This window comes from Nocardioides hungaricus (assembly GCF_054782915.1).
Genome location: NZ_BAAGRO010000024.1, coordinates 17,243 through 37,935, shown reverse-complemented (window position 1 = coordinate 37,935; position 20,693 = coordinate 17,243). Strand labels below are relative to the sequence as shown.

Annotated in this window: 20 protein-coding genes and 2 tRNA genes; 11 read left to right on the top strand and 11 right to left on the bottom strand. The window is 72.2% G+C overall.

Annotated features, from left to right (window positions below; translation table 11 throughout):
- Positions 1 to 45 precede the first annotated feature (45 nt).
- The 3 genes from ACYVKX_RS10965 to ACYVKX_RS10955 form a co-directional block, all read right to left on the bottom strand.
- Positions 46 to 1,335 (bottom strand): NtaA/DmoA family FMN-dependent monooxygenase, encoded by a 1,290-nt coding sequence (locus tag ACYVKX_RS10965; RefSeq protein ID WP_460831955.1) that lies wholly within the window; start codon positions 1,333 to 1,335, stop codon positions 46 to 48.
- Between the two features lie 412 nt (positions 1,336 to 1,747).
- A complete protein-coding gene (locus tag ACYVKX_RS10960; protein ID WP_460831953.1) occupies positions 1,748 to 2,989 on the bottom strand; it encodes an NAD(P)/FAD-dependent oxidoreductase in 1,242 nt (413 codons plus the stop codon).
- Positions 2,986 to 4,341: a rhodanese-like domain-containing protein gene (locus ACYVKX_RS10955; RefSeq protein ID WP_460831951.1), complete on the bottom strand. Its 1,356-nt coding sequence runs from the start codon at positions 4,339 to 4,341 to the stop codon at positions 2,986 to 2,988. Before ACYVKX_RS10955 ends, ACYVKX_RS10960 begins: the two co-directional genes overlap by 4 nt.
- Before the next feature lie 138 nt (positions 4,342 to 4,479).
- Between ACYVKX_RS10955 and ACYVKX_RS10950 the strand changes: the two genes are divergently transcribed.
- From ACYVKX_RS10950 to ACYVKX_RS10915, 8 genes are all read left to right on the top strand, one after another.
- Positions 4,480 to 5,280 carry a GntR family transcriptional regulator gene (locus tag ACYVKX_RS10950; RefSeq protein WP_460831948.1) on the top strand — a complete coding sequence of 267 codons (801 nt, stop codon included), beginning with the start codon at positions 4,480 to 4,482 and terminating at the stop codon, positions 5,278 to 5,280.
- Complete coding sequence (locus ACYVKX_RS10945) at positions 5,277 to 5,621, top strand: rhodanese-like domain-containing protein (RefSeq protein ID WP_460831946.1); 345 nt, start codon at positions 5,277 to 5,279, stop codon at positions 5,619 to 5,621. The genes ACYVKX_RS10950 and ACYVKX_RS10945 overlap by 4 nt, the downstream gene beginning before the upstream one ends.
- 7 nt (positions 5,622 to 5,628) lie before the next feature.
- Positions 5,629 to 6,462, top strand: a complete 834-nt coding sequence (locus tag ACYVKX_RS10940; protein ID WP_460831944.1) for a sulfite exporter TauE/SafE family protein — start codon at positions 5,629 to 5,631, stop codon at positions 6,460 to 6,462.
- Positions 6,463 to 6,699: 237 nt separating this feature from the next.
- Entirely contained in the window at positions 6,700 to 7,983 is a 1,284-nt protein-coding gene (locus tag ACYVKX_RS10935) for an MFS transporter (RefSeq protein ID WP_460831942.1), read from the top strand.
- The gene (locus ACYVKX_RS10930; RefSeq protein ID WP_460831940.1) at positions 7,980 to 10,799 is read left to right on the top strand and encodes a dihydrodipicolinate synthase family protein; all 2,820 of its coding nucleotides are present in this window, start codon (positions 7,980 to 7,982) and stop codon (positions 10,797 to 10,799) included. Before ACYVKX_RS10935 ends, ACYVKX_RS10930 begins: the two co-directional genes overlap by 4 nt.
- A 1-nt stretch (position 10,800) precedes the next feature.
- Complete coding sequence (locus ACYVKX_RS10925) at positions 10,801 to 11,253, top strand: GlcG/HbpS family heme-binding protein (protein ID WP_460831937.1); 453 nt, start codon at positions 10,801 to 10,803, stop codon at positions 11,251 to 11,253.
- A complete protein-coding gene (locus ACYVKX_RS10920; RefSeq protein WP_460831934.1) occupies positions 11,250 to 11,999 on the top strand; it encodes an enoyl-CoA hydratase/isomerase family protein in 750 nt (249 codons plus the stop codon). Before ACYVKX_RS10925 ends, ACYVKX_RS10920 begins: the two co-directional genes overlap by 4 nt.
- A 70-nt stretch (positions 12,000 to 12,069) precedes the next feature.
- Positions 12,070 to 12,855: an IclR family transcriptional regulator gene (locus ACYVKX_RS10915; protein ID WP_460831932.1), complete on the top strand. Its 786-nt coding sequence runs from the start codon at positions 12,070 to 12,072 to the stop codon at positions 12,853 to 12,855.
- A 61-nt stretch (positions 12,856 to 12,916) separates the two neighbouring features.
- On the opposite strand, the gene ACYVKX_RS10910 is transcribed toward ACYVKX_RS10915, so the two are convergent.
- Complete coding sequence (locus ACYVKX_RS10910; RefSeq protein WP_460831975.1) at positions 12,917 to 13,771, bottom strand: M24 family metallopeptidase; 855 nt, start codon at positions 13,769 to 13,771, stop codon at positions 12,917 to 12,919.
- Here ACYVKX_RS10910 and ACYVKX_RS10905 point away from each other — a divergent pair.
- Together ACYVKX_RS10905 and ACYVKX_RS10900 are read left to right on the top strand one after the other, a co-directional pair.
- Positions 13,770 to 15,593: a phosphoenolpyruvate carboxykinase (GTP) gene (locus tag ACYVKX_RS10905; RefSeq protein WP_460831930.1), complete on the top strand. Its 1,824-nt coding sequence runs from the start codon at positions 13,770 to 13,772 to the stop codon at positions 15,591 to 15,593. The genes ACYVKX_RS10910 and ACYVKX_RS10905 overlap by 2 nt on opposite strands.
- A gap of 126 nt (positions 15,594 to 15,719) precedes the next feature.
- The gene (locus tag ACYVKX_RS10900) at positions 15,720 to 16,727 is read left to right on the top strand and encodes a LuxR family transcriptional regulator (protein WP_460831928.1); all 1,008 of its coding nucleotides are present in this window, start codon (positions 15,720 to 15,722) and stop codon (positions 16,725 to 16,727) included.
- A 125-nt stretch (positions 16,728 to 16,852) separates the two neighbouring features.
- On the opposite strand, the gene ACYVKX_RS10895 is transcribed toward ACYVKX_RS10900, so the two are convergent.
- The 3 genes from ACYVKX_RS10895 to ACYVKX_RS10885 form a co-directional block, all read right to left on the bottom strand.
- Entirely contained in the window at positions 16,853 to 16,987 is a 135-nt protein-coding gene (locus ACYVKX_RS10895) for a hypothetical protein (protein WP_460831925.1), read from the bottom strand.
- A gap of 214 nt (positions 16,988 to 17,201) precedes the next feature.
- Positions 17,202 to 17,295 (bottom strand) — tRNA-Ser (locus ACYVKX_RS10890).
- A gap of 45 nt (positions 17,296 to 17,340) precedes the next feature.
- Positions 17,341 to 17,808, bottom strand: coding sequence for a hypothetical protein (locus tag ACYVKX_RS10885; protein ID WP_460831922.1), 468 nt, complete (start codon positions 17,806 to 17,808; stop codon positions 17,341 to 17,343).
- A gap of 113 nt (positions 17,809 to 17,921) precedes the next feature.
- Between ACYVKX_RS10885 and ACYVKX_RS10880 the strand changes: the two genes are divergently transcribed.
- Complete coding sequence (locus tag ACYVKX_RS10880; protein WP_460831919.1) at positions 17,922 to 18,305, top strand: hypothetical protein; 384 nt, start codon at positions 17,922 to 17,924, stop codon at positions 18,303 to 18,305.
- 16 nt (positions 18,306 to 18,321) lie between these two features.
- Here ACYVKX_RS10880 and ACYVKX_RS10875 read toward each other — a convergent pair.
- The 4 genes from ACYVKX_RS10875 to ACYVKX_RS10860 form a co-directional block, all read right to left on the bottom strand.
- Positions 18,322 to 18,406: transfer RNA gene (locus ACYVKX_RS10875), tRNA-Ser, on the bottom strand.
- A gap of 46 nt (positions 18,407 to 18,452) precedes the next feature.
- The gene (locus ACYVKX_RS10870; protein ID WP_460831917.1) at positions 18,453 to 18,683 is read right to left on the bottom strand and encodes a biotin/lipoyl-binding carrier protein; all 231 of its coding nucleotides are present in this window, start codon (positions 18,681 to 18,683) and stop codon (positions 18,453 to 18,455) included.
- 146 nt (positions 18,684 to 18,829) lie between these two features.
- Positions 18,830 to 19,903 (bottom strand): hypothetical protein, encoded by a 1,074-nt coding sequence (locus ACYVKX_RS10865; protein WP_460831914.1) that lies wholly within the window; start codon positions 19,901 to 19,903, stop codon positions 18,830 to 18,832.
- A gap of 10 nt (positions 19,904 to 19,913) precedes the next feature.
- Positions 19,914 to 20,678, bottom strand: coding sequence for a carbon-nitrogen hydrolase family protein (locus tag ACYVKX_RS10860; RefSeq protein ID WP_460831913.1), 765 nt, complete (start codon positions 20,676 to 20,678; stop codon positions 19,914 to 19,916).
- Between the last annotated feature and the right edge of the window lie 15 nt (positions 20,679 to 20,693).

Genomic DNA, 20,693 nt, shown 5'->3' with positions numbered 1-20,693 from the left:
GATGAGCAGCTGGGACGGGGCACCTCCGGGCGCCTCAGCGGGCAGTCACGCCACGCCGACTCCCAGGTTGTCCAGGAACAGCTCGTGCTTGTAGTCCTGGTGGAAGACCCCGCGCCGCTGGAGCTCGGGCACCAGTTGGTCGACGATCTGGTCCAGCCCGGAGGGCAGGACGTCGACCATGAGGTTGAAGCCGTCGCCGGCCCCGGCGTCGTACCACCGGACCATCAGGTCCGCGACGCTCGCCGGGGTCCCGACGACCTGGAGGTGGCCGCCGCCGTTCTCGGCGAGGATCTGGCGGACGGTGAGCCCACGCTCCTGTGCCAGTGCGACGACGGCGGCACGGAAGCCCGCGCTGCCCTTGAACTCGTCCTCGGGGATGAGCTTGTCGACCGGCAGCGGGGCGTCGAGCTCGAGCTCTTCGGCCGGGACGCCGACGCGCCGGGCAAGCTTGGCGAGCTCCGGCTGGGTCCCGAGCCCCTCGTCGAGCGCGACCTTGCGGGCGCGGGCCTCCTCCATCGTGGACCCGAGGACCGGCAGCAGTCCGGGCAGCACCTTGACGGCGCCGGCGGCGCGCCCGTGGGCGGCGGCCCGGGCCCGGAGATCGGCACGGAACGCCACCGCCTCGGACTGGACGTTCTGCACGGTGAACACGACGTCGGCGTACCTGGCCGCGAGGTCGCGTCCGGCATCGGACCCGCCGGCCTGGAACAGCGCGGGGCGGCCCTGGGGTGAGCGCGGCATCGTCATCGGCCCGCGCACGTTGAAGTGGGGGCCGACGTGGTCGATCGGGGTGACGCGCTCGGGGTCGGCGAACAGGCCGGCATCGCGGTCACCGACGACGGCATCCGCCGCCCAACTGTCCCACAGTTCCAGCACGACCTCGCAGAACTCAGCGGCTCGCGAGTAGCGCTCGCTGCGGTCCGGCAGGCTCGCGGACCCGAAGTTGTCGGCCACCGTGGGCACGAAGGTGGTGACGGCGTTCCAGGCGGCCCGTCCGTTGCTCAGATGATCCAGGGTCGCGTAGCGGCGAGCCAGGTCGTAGGGCTGGTTGAACGTGGTCGAGGACGTGCCGACCAGCCCGATGCGGTCAGTCACCCCCGCCATGGTCGCCAGTACGACGGCCGGGTCGAGGGCGCCGAGCGCCGGCCGGTCGGTGCCCTCCTCGGCGTTGGTGAGGGTGTCGGCGAGGAACACCGCATGCAGCTTCCCGCGCTCCGCGGTCCGGGCCAGTGACCGGAAGAAGTCGGGCCTCGTGTAGTCCAGCGGATCCTCGTCGCGGTACCGCCAGGCACCGAGGTGCATCCCCAGCCCCATGAAGCATGCGGTGAGGAGCATCTGTCGGTCCTCGCGAGAAGTTGTGGTCACGCACGGCCTCCGCTGTCTGTTCGTGTCGGGCGGTGTCTCGGGGAGATACGTATCGCTATCGAATACGTTGTCACCTACTGAGATACATCCTAGAGACAGGCGAGACCGTGTCAAGCGCCACACCTCAAGCGCCGGGGCCGGCGAGCACCCCGGCGGCGGCTCGGATGCCGAGACCGTGGCCGGCCCGGGTGGCGAGGGGTGTTCGACTGGGTGGGTGGAGGAGGCCCAGGACGCCCCTCCGCCCGCGGCAGGTCCCGGAGAGGACGTGCCGCGGGCGGAGGACGCTCAGCGGTGGTTGTCGTTCTGGCGGCGCGTCAGAGCGTGCCTCGGCGACCCGCGCGCCCGGCGGGTCCCGTTCTGATGCCGGTCAGGCCCGTGCTGGTCAGGCCCGGCCCTTGAGCATGAGGTTCCAGTACATCGCCGGCAGGCCGTGCCGCTTCAGGAGCCACATGTCGCGCCGCTCCTTGGTGGTGTCGATCAGGGGCAGGCTGGGCGCCGGCTCCATGGAGTAGTCGAACTCGGCGAGCAGCATCTTGTTGCGAGCCGTCGTCAGCGGGCAGGAGGCGTACCCGTCGTAGGACGACGTCGGCGCCTTGCCCGCGCGAACCGCAAGCAGGTTGGCGGCAACGACGGGAGCCTGCTTGCGGATAGCCGCACCGGTCTTGGAGTTCGGGCTCGATCCGGCGTCGCCGAGGGCGAACACGTCCGGGTAGCGGGTGTGCTGCATCGTGTGCTTGTCGATCTGGACGTAGCCGGCCGGGTTGTCCGGGTCGGCCAGGGGCGTGGCCTTGACCCAGTCCGGAGCCGACTGCGGCGGGACCACGTGCAGGAGGTCGTAGTCGAGGGACTCCTCGGTCCCGGCGCCGTTGTCGGTCACGACGACGGACCGGTTCTCGGGCTTGATCTCGGTGACCTCGCTGCTGGTCCGCACCTCGATGCCGTACGCCGCCGCGACCCGGTCGAGCTCGCGGGCGAACACGGGCACGCCGAAGATTTTCGGCGTAGGCAGCACCAGCACGACGCGGATGTCGTCCAGGACCCCGCGCTGACGCCAGTAGTCGGCAGCGAGGTAGGCGATCTTCTGCGGCGCACCGGCGCACTTGATCGGTCCGCTGGGCATGGCGAAGACCGCGGTTCCGCGGCGCATGTCCTGGATCATCCGCCAGGTCTTGGGCGCCAGCTCCACCGCATAGTTCGACGAGACCTGGGGCGTCTCGAGGGCTTCGGTCATCCCGGGCACACGTTCCCAGTCGAGCTGGATGCCGGGGCACACGACGAGCTGGTCGTAGGTCAGGACCGCGCCGTCGCCCGTGGTCACCTCGCGGCGGTCGGGGTCGATGTCGGTGGCCGCGGAGCGGACCCATGTGGCGCGGCCGGGCATGACCGAGGCCATCGGACGGCTGCTGGCCGAGAGCGGGGCGCGCCCGCCGCCGACCAGCGTCCACAGCGGCTGGTAGTAGTGGACTTCGGACGGCTCGAGGACGGCGACGTCGCGGACGCCCTGGCGCAGGAGACGCGATGCCACCGAGATCCCGGCGGTACCGCCTCCGACGACGAGCACCTCGTGGTGCTGCTGGGTCATGCTGTTCTTCTCCTTCTTGTAGGGGGCGGGGAGGAGCGTCACGTGGGGGACAGCAGCGCCGAGCGGCTGAAGTCGTCGTCGACGAGGACGACGTCGCGGCCGGCCCGAGCCAGCAGGCTGACGGCGATCGAGGCGCGGAAGCCGCTGGCGCAGTGCACCCACAGTGTCTGGTCGGGCAGCTCGGACATCCGCTGCTCCAGGCTGTGCAGCGGGATGTGGAGCGTGCCGGGGATGGCACCGGCCGCCCGCTCGTCGTCGCGGCGTACGTCGAGCACGGTGAGCCCCGCCCGGCGCCCGGGGTCGAGCGCGGCCAGCTCCGTGAAGGTCGCCCGGGGGTAGGAGCCGAGGGCCTCATCGCCGGCCAGCGTCGCCACGGGCCCGACGGCGGCGGCGTCGGGCCGCTCGATGCCGATGCGCACGAGCTGGCGCTGCGCCTCCCGGACCTGTTCGACGCTCTCGCCGACGAGGGTCAGGGGGGCTCCCCACGGCATCAGCCAGCCGAGATAGGTCGAGAACTGGCTGCCCAGCTCGATACCCACGGTCCCGGACAGGTGCCCGGCGGCGTATGCCGTGCGGTGGCGCAGGTCGACCACCCAGTCGCCGGCCGCGATCCGGGCGCGGATCTCGTCCGGTCCGGCGAGCTCGGGAACGCTCAGGTCCGCCGGCTCGGGTCCGGCGAGGTTCCGGCCGCTCATGCGCGCGTAGTAGGCGGGATAGGCGGTCAGGTTCGCGACCAGCCGGCTGACGAAGGCGTCCTCGTCGGTTTCGACCAGGGCGTCGTTGTGGACGCGCTCCTGCGCGATGGTCGAGCGGTCGCTCTGGGTGGCCGCTCCGGAGGAGCAGAAGCTGCCGAACCCGTGCGTCGGGTACAGGCGGGTCGGCCCCGGCAGGTCGCCGAGCAGCCGCGCAGACCGGTGCTGGGCGCGAGTCAGCTCGTCGGTGCGGTCGCGCCCCAGCAGGTCGGTGCGGCCCACGCTGCCGTAGAGCAGGGAGCCGCCGGAGAACAGCGCGGGGTCCTCCCCGTCGGTACGCACGAGATAGGCCAGGTGGGTCGCGGTGTGGCCGGGGGTGGCGATCACCTCGACCTGGAGCGAGCCCACGTCCAGGAGGTCCCCGCCGCGCACCGGCCGTCGCGAGAAGCGCACCGGGTCGTCGGCACCGACCACGTAGTCGGCCCCGAGCCGGCGCGCGAGCGTGAGCCCGCCGGTGACATAGTCGTTGTGGATGTGGGTCTCCAGGACGGCGGCGCAGGTCAACCCGCGCTCCTCCAGTACCCGCTCGACCCGGTCCACGTCGCGCTGGGGATCGACCACGAGTGCGAGCTCGCCGTTATCGACCACGTAGCTGCGATCGCCGAGCTCGGCGGTATCGAGGATCTCGACGTTCAGACTCACCAGGCCTCCTGTTCTGGGTGGCGACGTGGTTGCACGCCGACGCTTTTGTACGTATCTTTTGGCTCAATAACGCCACAAGCTGTACGTACTTTTGTTAACGTAATAGGCGGCGCGGGGGATCGCAAGGGGAGACGACAGATGAACCAGCAGTCATATCCGCGCCGGCACGCGTCGGCCAGGCGGCCCGACCGGACCGGCGGCGGGCCTCTGTGGGAGCAGGTCCGGGCCGACGTGACCCGGCGGCTGCGCCGGGGGGAGTTCCGTGAGGGATTCCCGAGCGAGGCGACTCTCGTCGCCGAGTACAAGGTCAGCCGGCAGACGGTGCGCCAGGCGCTGCGCAGCCTGCGTGAGGCGGGCTTGATCTCCGCCGGCCGCGGCCGCGCCTCGCGGGTCGCCGAGAAGGAGATCAGTCAGCAGCAGGGTGCGCTCTACAGCCTGTTCGCCTCGGTGGAGCGCGCCGGGTACCGGCAACGCAGCGAGGTGCGGCGACTGGACGCCCGCGCGGACGGAACGGTGGCAACCCGGCTGGGGCTCGAGGAGTCCTCGCCGCTGGTCTACCTCGAGCGGGTCCGGCTGGCCGACGAGGTGCCGCTGGCCATGGACCGTGTGTGGCTCCCGGCTCGGCTGGCGGCGCCACTGCTCGACGCCGACTTCACCCGCACGTCGCTGTACGCCGAGCTGGACCGGCTCTGCGGCGTACGGCTGACCGGCGGCAGCGAGCAGGTCCGCGCCGCCGTACCGACCGTGGCCGAGCGGGCAACGCTCGACATCGACGAGCGCACCGCGGTGCTGGCGATCGACCGGCTCGGCAACCTGCGCGGCGAACTCGTGGAGTGGCGCCAGACGCTGGTGCGCGGCGACCGGTTCGCCTTCGTCACCGACCTGACCAGCCCCGACCGCACGACGGTCACGGTCCTGGCCGGGGGGCGTCCGAGGTGACGTCGCCTTCGACAGACCCGGTCGACGTGGACCTGTCGCGGGCCCGTGAGCTGCTGGCGGACGACGCGCTGCTGCTCGACGTCCGCGAGGACGACGAGTGGGCGCTGGGGCATGCCGAGCAGGCCTGGCACCTCCCGCTCGGCGAGCTGGACCCCGCGGCGCTGCCCGACGTACCCGTGGTCGTGGTGTGCCGGTCGGGGAACCGGTCGCGCGCGGCGGCCCGCACGCTCGAGGCCAGCGGCCGTACCCGGGTCTACAACCTTGCCGGCGGCATGCGTGCCTGGCGTGACGCCGGGCTACCTGTCGTGCGACCGGACGGATCCTCGGGGGCGGTCGAGTGAGCCCGCGTTGAGCTGGGCTCAGCCGGTCGTACTCGGGCTGCTGATCGGACTGGTCCTCGGTGGGCTCGGCGGCGGAGGAGCGATCCTCACGGTGCCCGCGCTCGTCTATGTGGTGGGCCTTCCGGTGTCGGAGGCGACCACCGGCAGCCTGGCGATCGTCGGCGCCGCCGCGTTCGTGGGCATGCTCAGCTATGCCCCCGCCGGACGCGTCGCCTGGCGGACCGGCGTGGGGCTCAGCCTCGTCGGATTCCCGGCCGCGTGGGCCGGCTCCTGGCTCAACCGCCGGGTGGATCAGGACGCGGTGCTGCTCGGCTTCTCCGTCCTGCTGGTCCTGGCCGCTCTCGCGATGCTCCGGCGGAATCCCGGTGTCGGCGGCTCCGAGCCTCCGCCGGGCCCCGGCTCCTCGTCGTCCGTCCTCGACACCGGTGTCGCGACGAGGGCCTCGTCGCGGACCGTGAGGGGGTCGGCGTCCTTCACGGGAGTCGTGAGTGTCGCGCTCGCGGTCGGCTTCCTCACCGGGTTCTTCGGCGTCGGCGGCGGCTTCGTGATCGTCCCGGCCCTGGTGCTAGTGCTGCGGATGCCGATGGAGCTCGCGGTGGGCACCTCGCTGCTCGTGGTCACCCTGAACTCCGCGACATCGCTGGCCGCGCGGATCGGCAACGTGCATCTCGACCTGGCCCTGATCGGGCCCCTCGCGGCTGCCGCGATGGTCGGGACCCTGGTCGGCAAGGGTGTCGCCGACCGTCTCCCCGGCCGGCGCCTCAGGGACGTCTTCGCGGGACTGCTCGTGCTCCTCGCGGTGTACACCGCGGTCCAGAGCGTCCTCGGTCTCGCCGGTTGAGCCGGACTCTGCCGGGTCTCGCCGCGCCCGATCGCCAGGTCGTCGTGCCGAGTGTCTTGACGTGGTGTCGGCCGTCACACTACCTTCGTCTTCACATCGGCGACAACGTATCGTATGCGAATACGTATCAAGGGGAGAGTCAGCATGACGGGTACGGCGGCAATGACACGCGGCCATCAGGGTGCAGAAAGCGCTCGGTCGCGTCGTAACGCCCTCACGGGCGCGTATCTCGGGTGGATGTTCGACGGTTACGAGACCTTCGCGACGGTGCTCGTCGCGTCGGCGCTGGTCAACGACCTGGTCGGCCCGGGCACGGCCCTGGCCAGCCCGATCTACGTGGGCGCCGTGCTGGCGATCACGCTCGTCGCGTGGGCCATCGGCGGACTCGCCTCCGGCGTCCTCGCCGACCGGTTCGGCCGGCGGCGGGTGCTGATGGTCTCCATCCTGTGGTACTCCATCTGCGCGGGACTCACCGCGCTGGCACCGTCGTTCGGGCTGTACCTCGTGCTTCGGTTCCTCACCGGCCTGGGCATGGGGGCGGAGTGGGGCGGCGGCAGCTCGCTGGTCGCGGAGACCGCGCTGCCGGCCCGCCGCGGCCGCCGGATGGCCTTCCTCCAGGCGGCCTTCGGCGTCGGCTTCCTGATCGCCACGGGACTGTGGCAGGTGGTCAACACCGGCGACCCGGGCGACTGGCGCTGGATGTACCTCATCGGCGTCGCCCCCGCGCTGCTCGTGCTGTTCATCCGGCGCAACGTCGAGGACTCCGTGATGTGGAAGGAGGCCGACGAGGAGCGCCGGCACGCCGAGTCCGCGGTGGCCTCCGGCACGGCCGACCAGCAGGACCAGCTTCTCGCCCGTACCACCTTCGCCCAGCTGCTCAGCGTCCCGGCCTACCGCCGGCGGGCAGGGGTGCTCCTGATCGGCGCACTCGGGTCCATGGTGGGCTGGTGGGCTGTCTCGACCTGGATTCCCGCCTTCGCGGCGGCCACGATGGCCGGGACCGTCAGCGACCTGCCGACCAGCATCACCCTGGTCGTGCTCTCCTACAACGCTGCGGGCGTCCTCGGGTACCTGACGATGGGCTGGCTCGCCGACGTCTTGGGCCGCAAGCCGACGCTGGCGCTGTTCTTCGCCATGTCGGCCGCCCTCACGCCGGTCTTCTTCATCTGGCCCGACACCCGCGGTGAGCTCATCGTGGCGGCGTTCGTGAACGGCTTCTTCACCCTCGGGCAGATGACCTGGCTCGCGCTTTACCCGAGCGAACTGTTCCCGACCAACGTCCGTGCCACCGGCATGTCGATGGTCTTCAACCTCGCCCGCTTCCCCGCTGCTGTGGGCGCGCTGATGACACCGACGCTCATCAGTGCCTTCGGCGGGTCCATCGCGACTGCGGCGATCGTGATCGGCTGCATCGGCTACGGGCTGGGCCTGCTCATCGCCCCGTTCCTCGGTCCGGAGACCAAGGGCCAGCCGCTGCCGGACGTGGGCGAGGTGCCGACGTCTCCACAGGTCGTCACGTGAGCTCTCGCCAGGCCGATCCGCGCCCGGCGCCCCGGCGGGTCGTCGTCGTCAGCGGGAACCCCAAGGCCGCGTCCCGCACCACCGCCGTCGCGCAGGCAGTGGCCGACCGGCTGGCCGGGGCGCTCGCCGACGAGTCGAGTCGCCCCGAGATCGTCACGATCGAGCTGGCCGATCTCGGCCCGGAGCTGTTCGACTGGACCAGCGAGCGCTGCGGGGCCGCGGTCGACCAGGTGCGGGACGCGGTCGGCCTGGTCGTGGCCTCGCCGGTCTACAAGGCCAGCTACACGGGCCTGCTCAAGGCGTTCCTCGACTGGTTCGGCGCCGGATCGCTCGCGGGCGTGCCCTGCGCGGCGGTGATGCTCGGAGGGTCACCGGCCCACGCGCTGGCCGTCGAGGTCCATCTGCGACCCGTCCTCGGCGAGCTGGGTGCCAGCACCCTGCCGGGATGCTACGTGACCGAATCCGAGCTGGATCTGCTCGACGACGCCATCGCCCACTGGTGGGAGGACGGCGGCCGGCTGGCCCGCGCTGCATCGGCCGCGCCGCTCGCCGTACCCCCACCGCTGCTGTCCGTGAAGGAGGACGAGATGACAACGATCCAGCGGGCGCCCGCGCCCGCCCGCGGCTCCGACGCCGCGGCCGCCCAGTTCGACGCGGCCCGCTTCCGTCAGGTGCTGGGCCATTACCCCACCGGCGTCACGGTGGTGACGGCCCTCCATCCCGACGGCGAGCCGGTCGGCATGGCCGTCGGGTCGTTCACCTCGGTGTCCCTCGACCCGCCGCTGGTGGCCTTCTTCCCCGAGAAGAAGTCATCGACGTTCCCGCGGATCCGCGAGGCCGGCTCGTTCTGCGTCAACGTCCTGGCCTCCCACCAGTCCGGAGTGTGCCGGTCCTTCGCGATGAAGGGCCTCGACCGCTTCGACGGGATCTCCTGGCGCCCGGCCGGCTCCGGCTCACCGGTGCTCGACGGGGTGGTGGCCTGGATCGACTGCGACATCGAGTCGGTCACCGAGGCGGGCGACCACTACCTGGTGGCCGGACGGGTGCGGGCGTTGGACGTCGAGGATGCCTCGCTGCCGCTGATGTTCTTCCGGGGAGGGTACGGCGAGTTCTCCTCCCACTCCCTGGTCGTGGCAGACGAACCGGACCTGGTCCGTCTGGTCCGCGCCTCGGAGGTAGCCCGGCCCGAGCTCGAGGCTCTCGCCGCCGAGCTGGGTCTGGAGTGCACGGTGTCGGCGCCCGTGGACGCCAACCTCGTGGTGCTGGCCAGCGCCGGCGTCTCGGGGTCCGAGAGCGGACCGCCCATGGTGGGCCGCCGGATCCCGATGATCCCGCCCCTCGGGGGTCAGTTCATGGCGTGGGAGCCGCCGCATGTCATCGAGGAATGGCTCGGCCGGTCCCCGGTGCCGCTCAGCCCCGAGCTGCGGCACGCCTACGAGCAGACCCTGGCCAGGGTCCGCGAGGACGGCTGGCTGGTCTACCGCGACGACTCCGGCTTCGCCTCCCTTGACCAGTTCGCCCGCAGCACGACCAGTGCCGGGGTCGGCACCGAGATCTACGAGGAGTTCCAGAAGGTGGTGGCCGGTCTCGGCCCCGGGTTCGACGTACTGGATGTCGACGCGGTGGACGCCGCGGGGTCCGACCAGGCCGCCGACCTGCGGGTCAGCCGGGTGATCGTCCCCGTCCGGGGGCCCGACGGCCGGACCTGCCTGGCGGTCAACGCCCACCTCGACGGCGGGCCGTGCGACCAGCAGCGGCTGGCCCGCGTACGCCGGGTGGTGACCGCCGCGGCCTCCCGGATCGAGCGGGCCATCGCCGGCCAGAGGTCCTCGCGGCGGCGGACCAACCGCCCGCCGTCCCCCCGCGCGCCGGACCGCCCGGCGCCATCGAGAAGGAGACCCAGCCAGATGCCACTGCAGGGGGTCGTCGGCGCGCTGCTGACCCCGTTCGCGCCGTCGGGCGAGGTCGCTCGACCCACGCTCGAGCGCCTGTACGACTTCATGGTCCCGCACTGCGACTCCGTCAGCGTCCTGGGGGCCGAGGTGTCCGAGTACGCCATGCTCAGTCCTGCTCTGCGGCGCGGGCTGCTGGCCGAGTCGGTCCGCGCGCTCGCCAGCCGCACGACGGTGCTGGCCGGGGTCAGCGCGCCGACGCCTGCGGAGGTCCTCGACCTCACCGAGCTCGCGGCCGGCGCCGGCGCCCACTTCGCGCAGGTCCTGCTCCCGTCCCGGCCGGCGGGCGGGCCGCCGTCGGCGGGCGAGACCATCGCCTTCGTCGAGGCCGTCGCCTCTCGCAGCCCGCTGCCGGTGGTGCTCTACCACCACCCGGGCCGCGGCTGCGACCCCGACTTCGCCACGCTGGTCGAGGCCTGCTCGGTCGACAACGTGGTGGCGATGAAGGACTCCTCGCGCGACATCTCGCGCAATCTCCGCGCGGTCGAGGAGATCCAGAAGGCCGGCCACGCCCAGTACCTCGGGACCATCCAGCCGATGTTGGCGATCATGCTCAGCGGCGGCGCCGGCGCGATGACCCCGGCCGGGCTGACCCTGGTGGCCGCGGCGATCCGCGACGCGCTGGCGGCCGGCGACCTGGCGCTGGCCGGGAGGATGCAGACGCTCATCGGCCGGTTCCCGGCGGCGTGGGGGAAGTACGGCCTGATGCCGCTGGCCAAGGCGGCGCTGGAGTGCCTGGGCATCCCGATGGGCACGCCAGCGTACCCGTACGACGCGGTGCCGGAGGACCTGCGGCCCGAGATCAAGAACATCATCGCAACCTGGGAGCGCGAGCTCCCCTACCTGACCAACGAGGAGAGCTGACGTGCAGGACATCCGACGAATCGGACTCGACGAGGCCGAGGTGCTCGTCGCGGGCGCTCGCAAGGCGTCGGACCAGATGGGCGTCCCGATGTGCATCGCCGTCGCCGACGAGAGCGGCAACCTGGTGGCCTTCGTGCGCGAGGACGGCGCCAAGATCACCAGTGTGTCGATCGCCATCGACAAGGCGTTCACGGCCGCGGGGGCGCGCAACCACACCACCTTCTACGCCGGAGTGTCCCAGCCCGGCGGCCCGGCGTGGGGCATCGACCAGACCAACGGCGGCCACTTCACGGCGATCGGCGGCGGCGTCCACGTGCTCGAGGGCGACACGGTCGTCGGCGGCGTCGGGATCAGCGGCGGCACCGCCCACCAGGACCACGACGTCGCGATGGCGGCTGTCGAGGAGCTGTCCCGGGCGACCTCCGGCGCGCTGGACACCCGGAGTCCCCAGTGACCGACGTCAGCGCGCCCTCCGCTCCGGCCGGTCAGCTCGTGTCGTCGGAGGTCTCGGGCGAGGTCCAGGTCATCACGCTGCAGACCGGGCACCCCGGCAATGTGGTGTCGGTGGCGGCGATGCGCGAACTGATCGCGGCGCTGACCCGTGCCCACGACGAGCGGCGACTGCTGCTGCACCTGCGCGCTGCCGGCCCCGACTTCTGTCTCGGCCGGCTGCAGGGCGAGGTGGTGGAGGGGCTCAGTCGCCCCGAGTCGCTGCGGATGATCCTGACGGCGAACCGGTTGCTGAACACCTTCCCGGGGGTCAGTGTCGCCGAGGTCCAGGGCCGCGCCTTCGGCTTCGGCGCGGGGTTGGCGCTGCAGTGCGACGTGACGGTCGCCGACCCGACCGCGGTCTTCGCCTTCGATGAGGTCGAGCACGGACTGGCCCCGCTGGTCGTCGCCGAGTACCTGCCTCGGTACGTCGGCGCCAAGCGCGCCCAGCTGCTGGTCCTCACCGGTCGCCGGGTGCCGGCCGAGCAGGCCGAGGAGTGGGGGATGGTCACCGACCTCGCCCCGACCGGCGGCGCCGGCGACGTGGTCGCAGACCTGCTCGCGTCGTTCGGCCGGTCCGCCCCCGGGGCGCTCCGGCTCCTGCAGCGCTACGCCGCGGCCGTGGAGGAGTTGGACGACCCTCGTGAGCAGGCGGTCGACCTGCTCGATGACTGGCTCAGCGCCGGTCGCCCGGACTTCCCGAGCCCGTGACGAGCTCGGCGCCCAGGGGAGGCCGACGCCGGCCCGGGTGATCGCCGCGCGTCGAGTAGGGTCTTGGACCGTGACCGATGACAGCGTCGCCGTACCGGCAACGCCGGGGGTGGACCGGGCTGGGAACCTGCTGACCTCCACCCAGAAGGCGCTGGCGCTGCTGGAGACCATGGCCTCGGTCGGCCGCCCCGCTGGGGTCAGCGAGTTGGCGCGCATCGTCGGGGCGTCCCGGGGAACCGTGCACAAGCAGCTCAGCACGCTGGTCGCCTCGGGGTGGGTCGAGCAGCACGGCGACGGCCGCTATGCGCTGTCGTTGCTGGCCACCCGGATCGGGAACGCCGCGCTGCGCCAGGCGGGGCTGGGCGACAAGATCCAGCAGATCCTCGAGGCGGTCGTCGCCGAGAGCGGCGAGTGCGCGACCGTCGCAGCGCTGCAACGCGACAGCGCCCTGATCGTTCAACGCGCCGAGTCCGACCAGGTGCTCAACGCGAACATCCGGGTCGGCACGGTCATCCCGCTTCACACCGGTGCGTCCAGTCAGGTGCTGGTCGCCTTCGCCACCTCGGCCGAGCAGCGCGAGCTGTGGCGCCGGGCCGGCATCGCGCTGCCGTCGGAGACCGCGCTCGAGGCGATCCGCGCGGCCGGCTGGGCCGTGACCACCGACGAGTTCCTCCCCGGGGTCACCGCCCTCTCGGTGCCCGTGCGCGACGAGCTGACGCTGCGCACCATCGCCCTCACCCTGGTGGCACCCAAGCACCGGGTCGACCCGGAGCGGGCGCTCCCGGTGCTGCTCGCCGCGCGCGCGGAGATCGAGGCGCTGGGCTCCGGAGCGCCGGTCATCGCCGCGCGCGCCTAGCGAAGCTAGACGCCGCGAGCGTCCACGGCGGCAACCCGGAGAGGGTCGCCGCCGCGGGGAGTCACCCGACCGGCACCGCCACCGCGATCTCGTCGACCGAGCCGTCGGCCGCCAGATAGTACGGATGGCGGCGGGTGAGGAGCGCGGCATCGTCTTGGCCCACGACGAAGGTGAGCTCGTGCTGGTATCCGCCGTCCCCCAGGACGCCGCAGGGCACTTCGACGTTGAGGACCATCCCGGGCTCCAGAACCAGGTCGTGGCCGTCGGCGAACGCGGGCAGCCAGGGCTGGCGGGCGGTCAGGACCGGGGCGTCCCTCGCCTCCACGCCGATGCCGTGTCCCACGTGGGTGTGACGGAATCGGGTGAATCCTGCCGAATGCATCGCCTCGGTCGCGATCTGGTAGAGGTCTGAGGCGCAGGCTCCGGGCCGCGCCGCAGCGACCACCGCGTCGACAGCCTCCGTCACGGCGGCATATGCCTCCAACTCCGCCGACGACGGTGGCGCCGGAGCGCCGCCGCGAGGAGTGGATGCGCCGCAACGTCGCGATCGTGACGCTTCCTGGCGTGGGCTTCGTGGGTCCCAGTGCTCTCGTGAGCGTCCTCGTATGGACGTCTTCCGCGCCGGCGAAGCTGTACGTCCTCGGCGTCGCCACGCGGGCGCGCGGCCCTCCCGCCGGTTAGGTCTCGGAAGGACCCAACTCCGGGCTCTCGGGCACGCGGGAATCCCGCTCAAAACAAGGGATGTGACCCGCCCCACCTGCCGTTGAACGTTCCAATGTGTGCGCCTCGGAATCCGGGCTACTGTCGCCCCACCCACGGGGTCGGAGCACGTCCGCCGCCGCCTCCGCGGGGGCCACCGAGCCGCCGCCAACGACGCCGAGCGAGCCGCCGCGAACGCGCGAGAGGGAACCGCCATGACCGTCACGACGACCGCCCCCACGACCCACCAGGGCATCCTCGACTTCGTCCGCGAGGTCGCGGCGATGACCCGGCCCGACCGGATCCACTGGTGCACCGGCTCCGACGAGGAGTGGACCGAGCTCACCGACGCCCTGGTCTCCACCGGAACCTTCACCCGGCTGAACCCGGCCATCAAGCCCAACTCCTTCCACGCCGCCAGCGACCCGATCGACGTCGCGCGCGTGGAGGACCGCACCTTCATCTGCTCGGTCGACGAGCGCGACGCCGGCCCGACCAACAACTGGATGGCGCCGGAGGAGATGAAGCGGATCATGCGCGGCCTCTACGACGGCTGCATGCGCGGTCGCACGATGTACGTGATCCCGTTCGTCATGGGCCACCTCGACGCGGAGAAGCCGATGTTCGGGGTCGAGCTCACCGACTCGGCGTACGTCACCGCCTCGATGCGCGTGATGGCCCGCATGGGCAGCGCGGTGCTCGACCGGATGACCGAGCTGGACGCGGAGTTCGTGCCGGCGCTGCACTCCGTCGGCCACCCGCTCGAGCCCGGCCAGGCGGACGTCGCCTGGCCGTGCAACGACACCAAGTACATCGTGCAGTTCCCCGAGGAGCGCACGATCTGGTCCTACGGCTCGGGGTACGGCGGCAACGCGCTGCTCGGCAAGAAGTGCTACGCCCTGCGCATCGCCTCGGTCATAGCGCGCGACGAGGGCTGGCTGGCCGAGCACATGCTGATCCTCAAGCTCACCTCGCCGCAGGGCGTCGTGAAGTACGTCGCGGCAGCGTTCCCGAGCGCCTGCGGCAAGACCAACCTCGCGATGCTCAAGCCGACGATCCCGGGCTGGAAGGTCGAGACGCTCGGGGACGACATCGCCTGGATGCGCATCGGCGAGGACGGCCGGCTGTGGGCGGTCAACCCGGAGTACGGCCTCTTCGGCGTCGCGCCGGGCACCAACGAGCACACCAACCCGAACGCCATGGCGACCGTCAACAAGGGCAACTCGGTCTTCACCAACGTCGCGCTCACCGAGGACGGCGACGTCTGGTGGGAGGGCCTGGAGAACCCACCCGCCAGGGCGACGTCCTGGAAGGGCGAGCCGTGGACGCCCGAGTCCGAGGAGGTCTCCAGCCACCCGAACTCGCGCTACTGCACGCCGATCAAGCAGTGCGACATCCTCGCGCCGGAGTACGACGACCCGCGCGGCGTCCCGATCGACGCGATCCTCTTCGGCGGCCGCCGCAAGACCACGATCCCGCTGGTCTTCGAGGCCCGCGACTGGACGCACGGCACCTTCCTCGGCGCGACCCTCTCCTCCGAGACGACCGCCGCCGCGGTCGGCGCGGTCGGGGTGGTGCGCCGCGACCCGATGGCGATGCTGCCGTTCATCGGCTACAACGCCGGCGACTACTTCAGTCACTGGATCAGCGTCGGCAAGGACAACGACGCCGCCAAGCTGCCGAGGATCTTCTACGTCAACTGGTTCCGCCGCGCTCAGTCCGAGGACGGGGGTTCGGGCGGCTTCCTGTGGCCGGGCTTCGGCGAGAACAGCCGCGTGCTCAAGTGGGTCGTCGAGCGCATCGACGGCCAGGCCGCCGCGGTCGAGACCCCGATCGGCCACGTGCCGGCCCCGGGCTCCCTCGACACCGACGGGCTCGACATGTCCGAGGCCGACCTCGCCGCAGCGCTGCACGTCGACGCCGACGAGTGGCGGGCCGAGGTGCCGCAGATCCAGGAGTGGTTCGAGAGGTTCGGCGAGGACCTGCCGGCGGTGCTCTGGACCGAGCTCGACGGGCTCCGCGCCCGGCTGGGCGGCTGAGCGCCGTACCCCTGGTCCTCTTCGGAGAGGCCCCGTCCGGGATCGGACGGGGCCTCTCCTGTTGGCCGCCTGTGGAATCATCATCCCCACTGGCATCACGGGGGTGTGCGAGAGGGGTAGGGGAGCGTGGAGACCTTCGGACCGGAGGAGCGCGACCTGTTCGAGTCCGCCGGCACGGCCCTCTACGAGGAGCTCGTCGACGCGGGTGGCCTGCCGGCCGACGACAGCCGGCTGGTCCCGGGCGGTGAGCTCGCCGAGGCGCTCGAGCTCCTGCACGGCCTGGGCCTGGCCCGGCTCACCCCGGACGAGAAGCAGTGGGAGGCCCAGGACCCGGCCGCCGCCCAGTCCCGCGTGGTCAGCCCGCTCGGCACGGAGGGGGCCCGGCTGCTGAGCGAGTCCTCGCAGTGGGCGACCGCGTTCGGCGCCCTCGCCCACGCGTGGCGGCGGGCGCCGCAGGCGACCGCCACCGGCCCCTTCATGTACCTCCCCCGCGCGGAGATCGACCCGTTCATCGCGGGCGTCGTCGCCGACTGCGAGGAGGAGGTGCTCACCGCGCAGCCGCAGGCGATCCGCGACATGCGGCTGATGCCCAACACCGTGCTGCGAGACACCGCGCTGCTCGAACGGGGAGCCCGGATCCGCACGCTCTACCAGCACAGCGCCCGGCGCAACAACGTCACCCGCAAGTACGTCGCCGCCGTGACCGAGCGCGGCGGCGAGGTGCGGACGCTGGACGAGTTCTTCAACCGGATGATCGTCGTGGACCGCCGGGTCGCGATCATCCCGAGCAGGGAGACCCACGACATCGCGCTCGTGGTCCGCGAGCCCGGCGTGGTCGCCTACCTGGTCGACGTCTTCGAGCGCTCCTGGGAGCGGGGGCGGCCGTTCACCAGCCGCGAGGCGTCGGTGATGAAGGACATCGCCTCCGAGCAGCGCTCGATGACGCTGCGGATGCTGATCGAGGGGCACTCCGACCCGGTCTCCGCCAAGCGGCTCGGAGTCAGCCCGCGCACCTACGCCGGCTACATCTCCGACCTCAAGGAGGAGTTCGAGGCCGAGACCCGGTTCCAGCTCGGCTACACCATCGGCCGGCGCGGCCTCACCGGGCACGACGACGAGGGTGCGGGGTCCTGAAATGCGATGAAGGGCAGCGACCGGAGGTCGCTGCCCTTCATCGTGGTGGTCGAGCCGGGCCGGGGGGTGGCACTGGGACCGAACAAGTGGGGGGTGAGTTGGGTCCCCGGCTCGACCTGGCTTCGTTAGCGGCCCCAGCAGCTCTTGGCGCTGCAGCGACCCCAGCTGGTGTCGGCCTGCGCCGGGGCCGAGATCCCCAGCAGTCCGACGCTGAGCGTCGCGGTCACAAGCGCGATGGCGACCTTGCGCGCAATGTTCATGTTCCCTCTCCCACCTTCTGCTACTTCCGGCTCCCACGGATGATCCGGTGACATCAGTGTGGGCGAGCAGATCGCCGGAGGACGAACGGAGGGATGACTCAGATTTGTGCATTGCACGTTTCTGCAATCGCTGCAGTTTCCTGCAGTCCCGGAGCGGCGTACCGGAGGGCATGCCACGGCCCCCTGACGCGGTGCGCGAGAGGGGGCCGTGGGCTGGCGGAGGCGGAGGGATTTGAACCCTCGATGGGGTGGTAGCCCCAAACCCGCTTAGCAGGCGGGCGCCATAGACCGGACTAGGCGACGCCTCCCCGACAGCGAGCACAGGCTACAAGCACCCGGGCGGCGGCGCCCAATCAGGGGGCGGGCCCGTCGAGAGGCCGGAGCCCGGAGCCGCCCTGGAGATGGCGCTGGAGGTCCCGCACGAACTCCTCGCGGTCGGCGGCGAGCGCCGGCACCGGGATCGTGGTGCTCCGGCCGTCGCGGAGGCGGATCACGACCACCGGCGTACCGCCCGCGGAGGCGGCGACCGCCTCGGTGACGTCCACCCAGGACGCCGCGGTCGCGCCGGCGCCGCGGACCATCCGGACCCGGTAGCCGTCGGCGGTGAGGCGGACGACAGGGAGACCGCGCAGCACCAGCCAGCCGGTCGCGAGGATGCCGGCCAGGCCCACCGCCGCAGCCCCGACCAGGACGCCGGCCGGCCAGGCCAGGACGGCGACGGACAGGGTGAGGACGGCGAGCACGACGGCGAGCAGGACCAGCAGGACGCCGAGGAAGCGGGCGCCGAGGGCCGGTGCGAGCCGATAGTCGGACGTCTGCACGCACTGATTGAACAAGACACCGAAATGAAACCCGTCACCGGGGTTGTGGCCGGTGGCCGACGGGGTGACACTCGAAGTCCCCCCCACCGCTCCGGGCCTGCCGGGAGGACCTGATGACCGTCACGACGAACGGGATGACGACCGCGATGCGGGGCCTCACGCAGGCCCTCGAGGCCCCCCGACGACCCGGAGCCCCCCTGGGGAACTGGCGCTGGAGCGTGCGGCAGCGGATGGCCGACGTCCGCGACGCGCTGATCGCCGAGACCGCCCACGGCGGCGAGGGCTGGCTCGCCGCCCGCGAGGGCGGGCTGCTGCGCGAGCGCACCCTGCTGCTGAACCGGCTCAGCGCCCTGGGCCCACGGGTCCTGGAGAGCCCGAACGTCGAGGTGGTGCGCGCCGACCTGCTGCGGCTGCTCACCGACGTCTCCCACCACCTCCAGCGGATCCACGACCTCGCCTACGACGAGGTGGAGCTGGAGCTCGGCGGCTCGGAGTAAGAGCCTCGGAACAGAGCAGAGGGGGCGGGATTCGAACCCGCGGTGGGTCTCCCCACGACCGCTTTCAAGGCGGTTCCGATCGGCCACTCCGGCACCCCTCCGTGCGCCCCGCACGCGGCAGCGGCACCCGAGGAGTCTACGGGCCTGCTAGCGCGCGACCTCCACCAGCACGTCGCCCTCCTGGACGACGTCGCCCGGAGCGACTTTGACCGCGCGGACCGTACCGGCGGCTTCGACGAGGATCGGGATCTCCATCTTCATCGACTCCAGGAGCACGACGGTGTCGCCGGCCGCGACCGCGTCGCCGGGCGCGACGGCCACGCTCATCACGTTCGCGACCATCTCCGCGACGATCTCGGTCACCTGCTCACGAGCCATGTCGCCGAACCTAGCCGTTACCGATAGGTACCCCGCGATCCAAACCCGTCGAGTTGGGCAGGAATCGCCGTTGAGTCGGGCCTCGGTCACGGCTGGGCGGGAACGATGCCCAACTCGTGGGCGACTTCTGCCCAACTCGACGGCGTTCAGAGGAGCGGGCGGGTCCGGGGCGGCTCGGGGCGCAGCGCGGCCGCCTCCTCGGCCCGGCGGCCGCGCCTGCCGGAGGAGCCGGTGACGGCGAGGTCGAGGCGGATCACCACGAAGCCGATGGCCAGGCCCACGACCAGGCCGTAGCCGACCGAGAGGGCCGCCTCGGAGAGCTCGATCGCCGGGTTCACGAGTGCGGTCGCGATCGGGGCGGTGGCCGCGACGCCGAAGGCGCAGACCCACCAGCCCTGGCGGCGGCGGGCCCGCATGTGGGTGCCCCAGGCGAGCGCCGGGACGCCGAGCACGCTCACGAGCGGGCGCGGGAAGGCGCCGAGACTCTCCCGGCTCCAGGCGACGCCGTCGAGCAGGGTGGACATCAGGCCGGGGGTGCCGTAGCGGCGCAGCACCTCGGCGTACGCGAGGGTCACGGCGAGCACCAGGCTGCCGACCAGCACGATGAGGAACCCGCGCCGGCCGAGGCCGTGCAGGCCCGCGCCGAGGCGGTAGACGACGGCGAAGGCGCCGAGCAGGGCGAGCCCGAGGGCGACGTACTCGAACCGGGCGACGGTCACCACCGGCTCGAAGCCGACCACCGCGAGCGCGCCGACGGCGGCGACCACGGCGGCGACGAGCACCTCCCGGACCGCGTGCACGAACCTCACCGCCGGCACGGTGCCCATCACCGCGAGCACCGCGGCGACGACGCCGGTCAGCACGGCGGCGCCGGTGCGCAGCCGGTCGTCGTCGAGCACGACGACCGCGACGCCGAGCACCAGGGCGAGCAGTCCCACCACGACCGGGCGGCCACCGGTGCGGGCGGCGAGCGCCCAGGCGTACGCCGTGGCGATCGCGACCGCCCCGGCACCGCAGAACCAGCCGGGGTCGAGGTCGGCGACGCAGGCGGCGAGCAGGCCGAGGCCGGCGAGGACGGTCAGCACCCAGAGCACGATCGGCGCTCGGGAGCTGGCGATGCGCTCCGCGCGGGTGCGGACGCTGCCCGCCGGCCTCCCCTTCGACTGGGTGCGCCGGGACGACGGCCGCTCGGCACGACGACGTGGAGCGGACCTGGACACGGCGGGAAGGCTACAGACGCCGGTTGGCCAGCGAGGGGTTGGTCCTCCGGGCCGTGGCGAGGATCTCCCGATCGAGCTCCGCCGACAGCACCTCGGGCCCCTCGCCGGCCTCGGCGAGCATGTCCCCGAGCGGGTCCACGACCAGCGAGTGGCCGCTGTAGCGCGGTCCGGGCTGACCGGCCGCGACGACGAACACGGTGTTCTCGATCGCCCGCGCCCGGGCCAGGGTGCGCCAGTGCTCGACCTTGCGCGGCCCGGCCACCCAGGCCGCCGGGACCACGAGCACCTCGGCGCCCTCGTCGACCAGCCGCCGGGCGAGCTCGGGGAAGCGCAGGTCGTAGCAGGTCATCAGCCCGACCCGGAAGCCTGCGACGTCGACCAGCACCGGGTCGAGCGCCCCGGCGGACAGTCGGTCGGACTCGCGGTAGCCGAAGGAGTCGTAGAGGTGGATCTTCCGGTACGACGCCGCCGCGGCGCCGCGCACGACGAGCGTGTTGAACGGCCGGTCCGGGTCGGCGCCGCGCTCGAACATCCCGGCGACCACGGTCGTGCCCCGCTCGCCGGCCACCCGGCCGACCTCGGCGGCGAACGGGCCACGGAGCTCCTCGGCGTACGGGCCGACGTCGGAGCCGGCCTCGCCGAAGTCGCGCGCGAACGCCTCGGGGAAGACCACGAGGTCGGCGCCGGACGGCGTGAGCTCGTCGAGCAGCGCGCGGTTGGCGTCCGGCTCCAGGCCGGACGCGTGCTGGACGAGGGCGACTCGCAGGCTGGCCACGGTGCGAGACTGCCA

Excerpts from the sequence above, each read along its gene's own strand:
- ACYVKX_RS10965 (WP_460831955.1), bottom strand. The coding sequence starts at position 1,335 with ATGCTCCTCACCGCATGCTTCATGGGGCTGGGGATGCACCTCGGTGCC.
- ACYVKX_RS10910 (WP_460831975.1), bottom strand. The coding sequence starts at position 13,771 with ATGGCGGTTCCCTCTCGCGCGTTCGCGGCGGCTCGCTCGGCGTCGTTG.
- ACYVKX_RS10870 (WP_460831917.1), bottom strand. The coding sequence starts at position 18,683 with ATGGCTCGTGAGCAGGTGACCGAGATCGTCGCGGAGATGGTCGCGAAC.
- ACYVKX_RS10895 (WP_460831925.1), bottom strand. The coding sequence starts at position 16,987 with ATGAACATTGCGCGCAAGGTCGCCATCGCGCTTGTGACCGCGACGCTC.
- ACYVKX_RS10935 (WP_460831942.1), top strand. The coding sequence starts at position 6,700 with ATGTTCGACGGTTACGAGACCTTCGCGACGGTGCTCGTCGCGTCGGCG.
- ACYVKX_RS10880 (WP_460831919.1), top strand. The coding sequence starts at position 17,922 with ATGACCGTCACGACGAACGGGATGACGACCGCGATGCGGGGCCTCACG.
- ACYVKX_RS10950 (WP_460831948.1), top strand. The coding sequence starts at position 4,480 with ATGAACCAGCAGTCATATCCGCGCCGGCACGCGTCGGCCAGGCGGCCC.
- ACYVKX_RS10905 (WP_460831930.1), top strand. The coding sequence starts at position 13,770 with ATGACCGTCACGACGACCGCCCCCACGACCCACCAGGGCATCCTCGAC.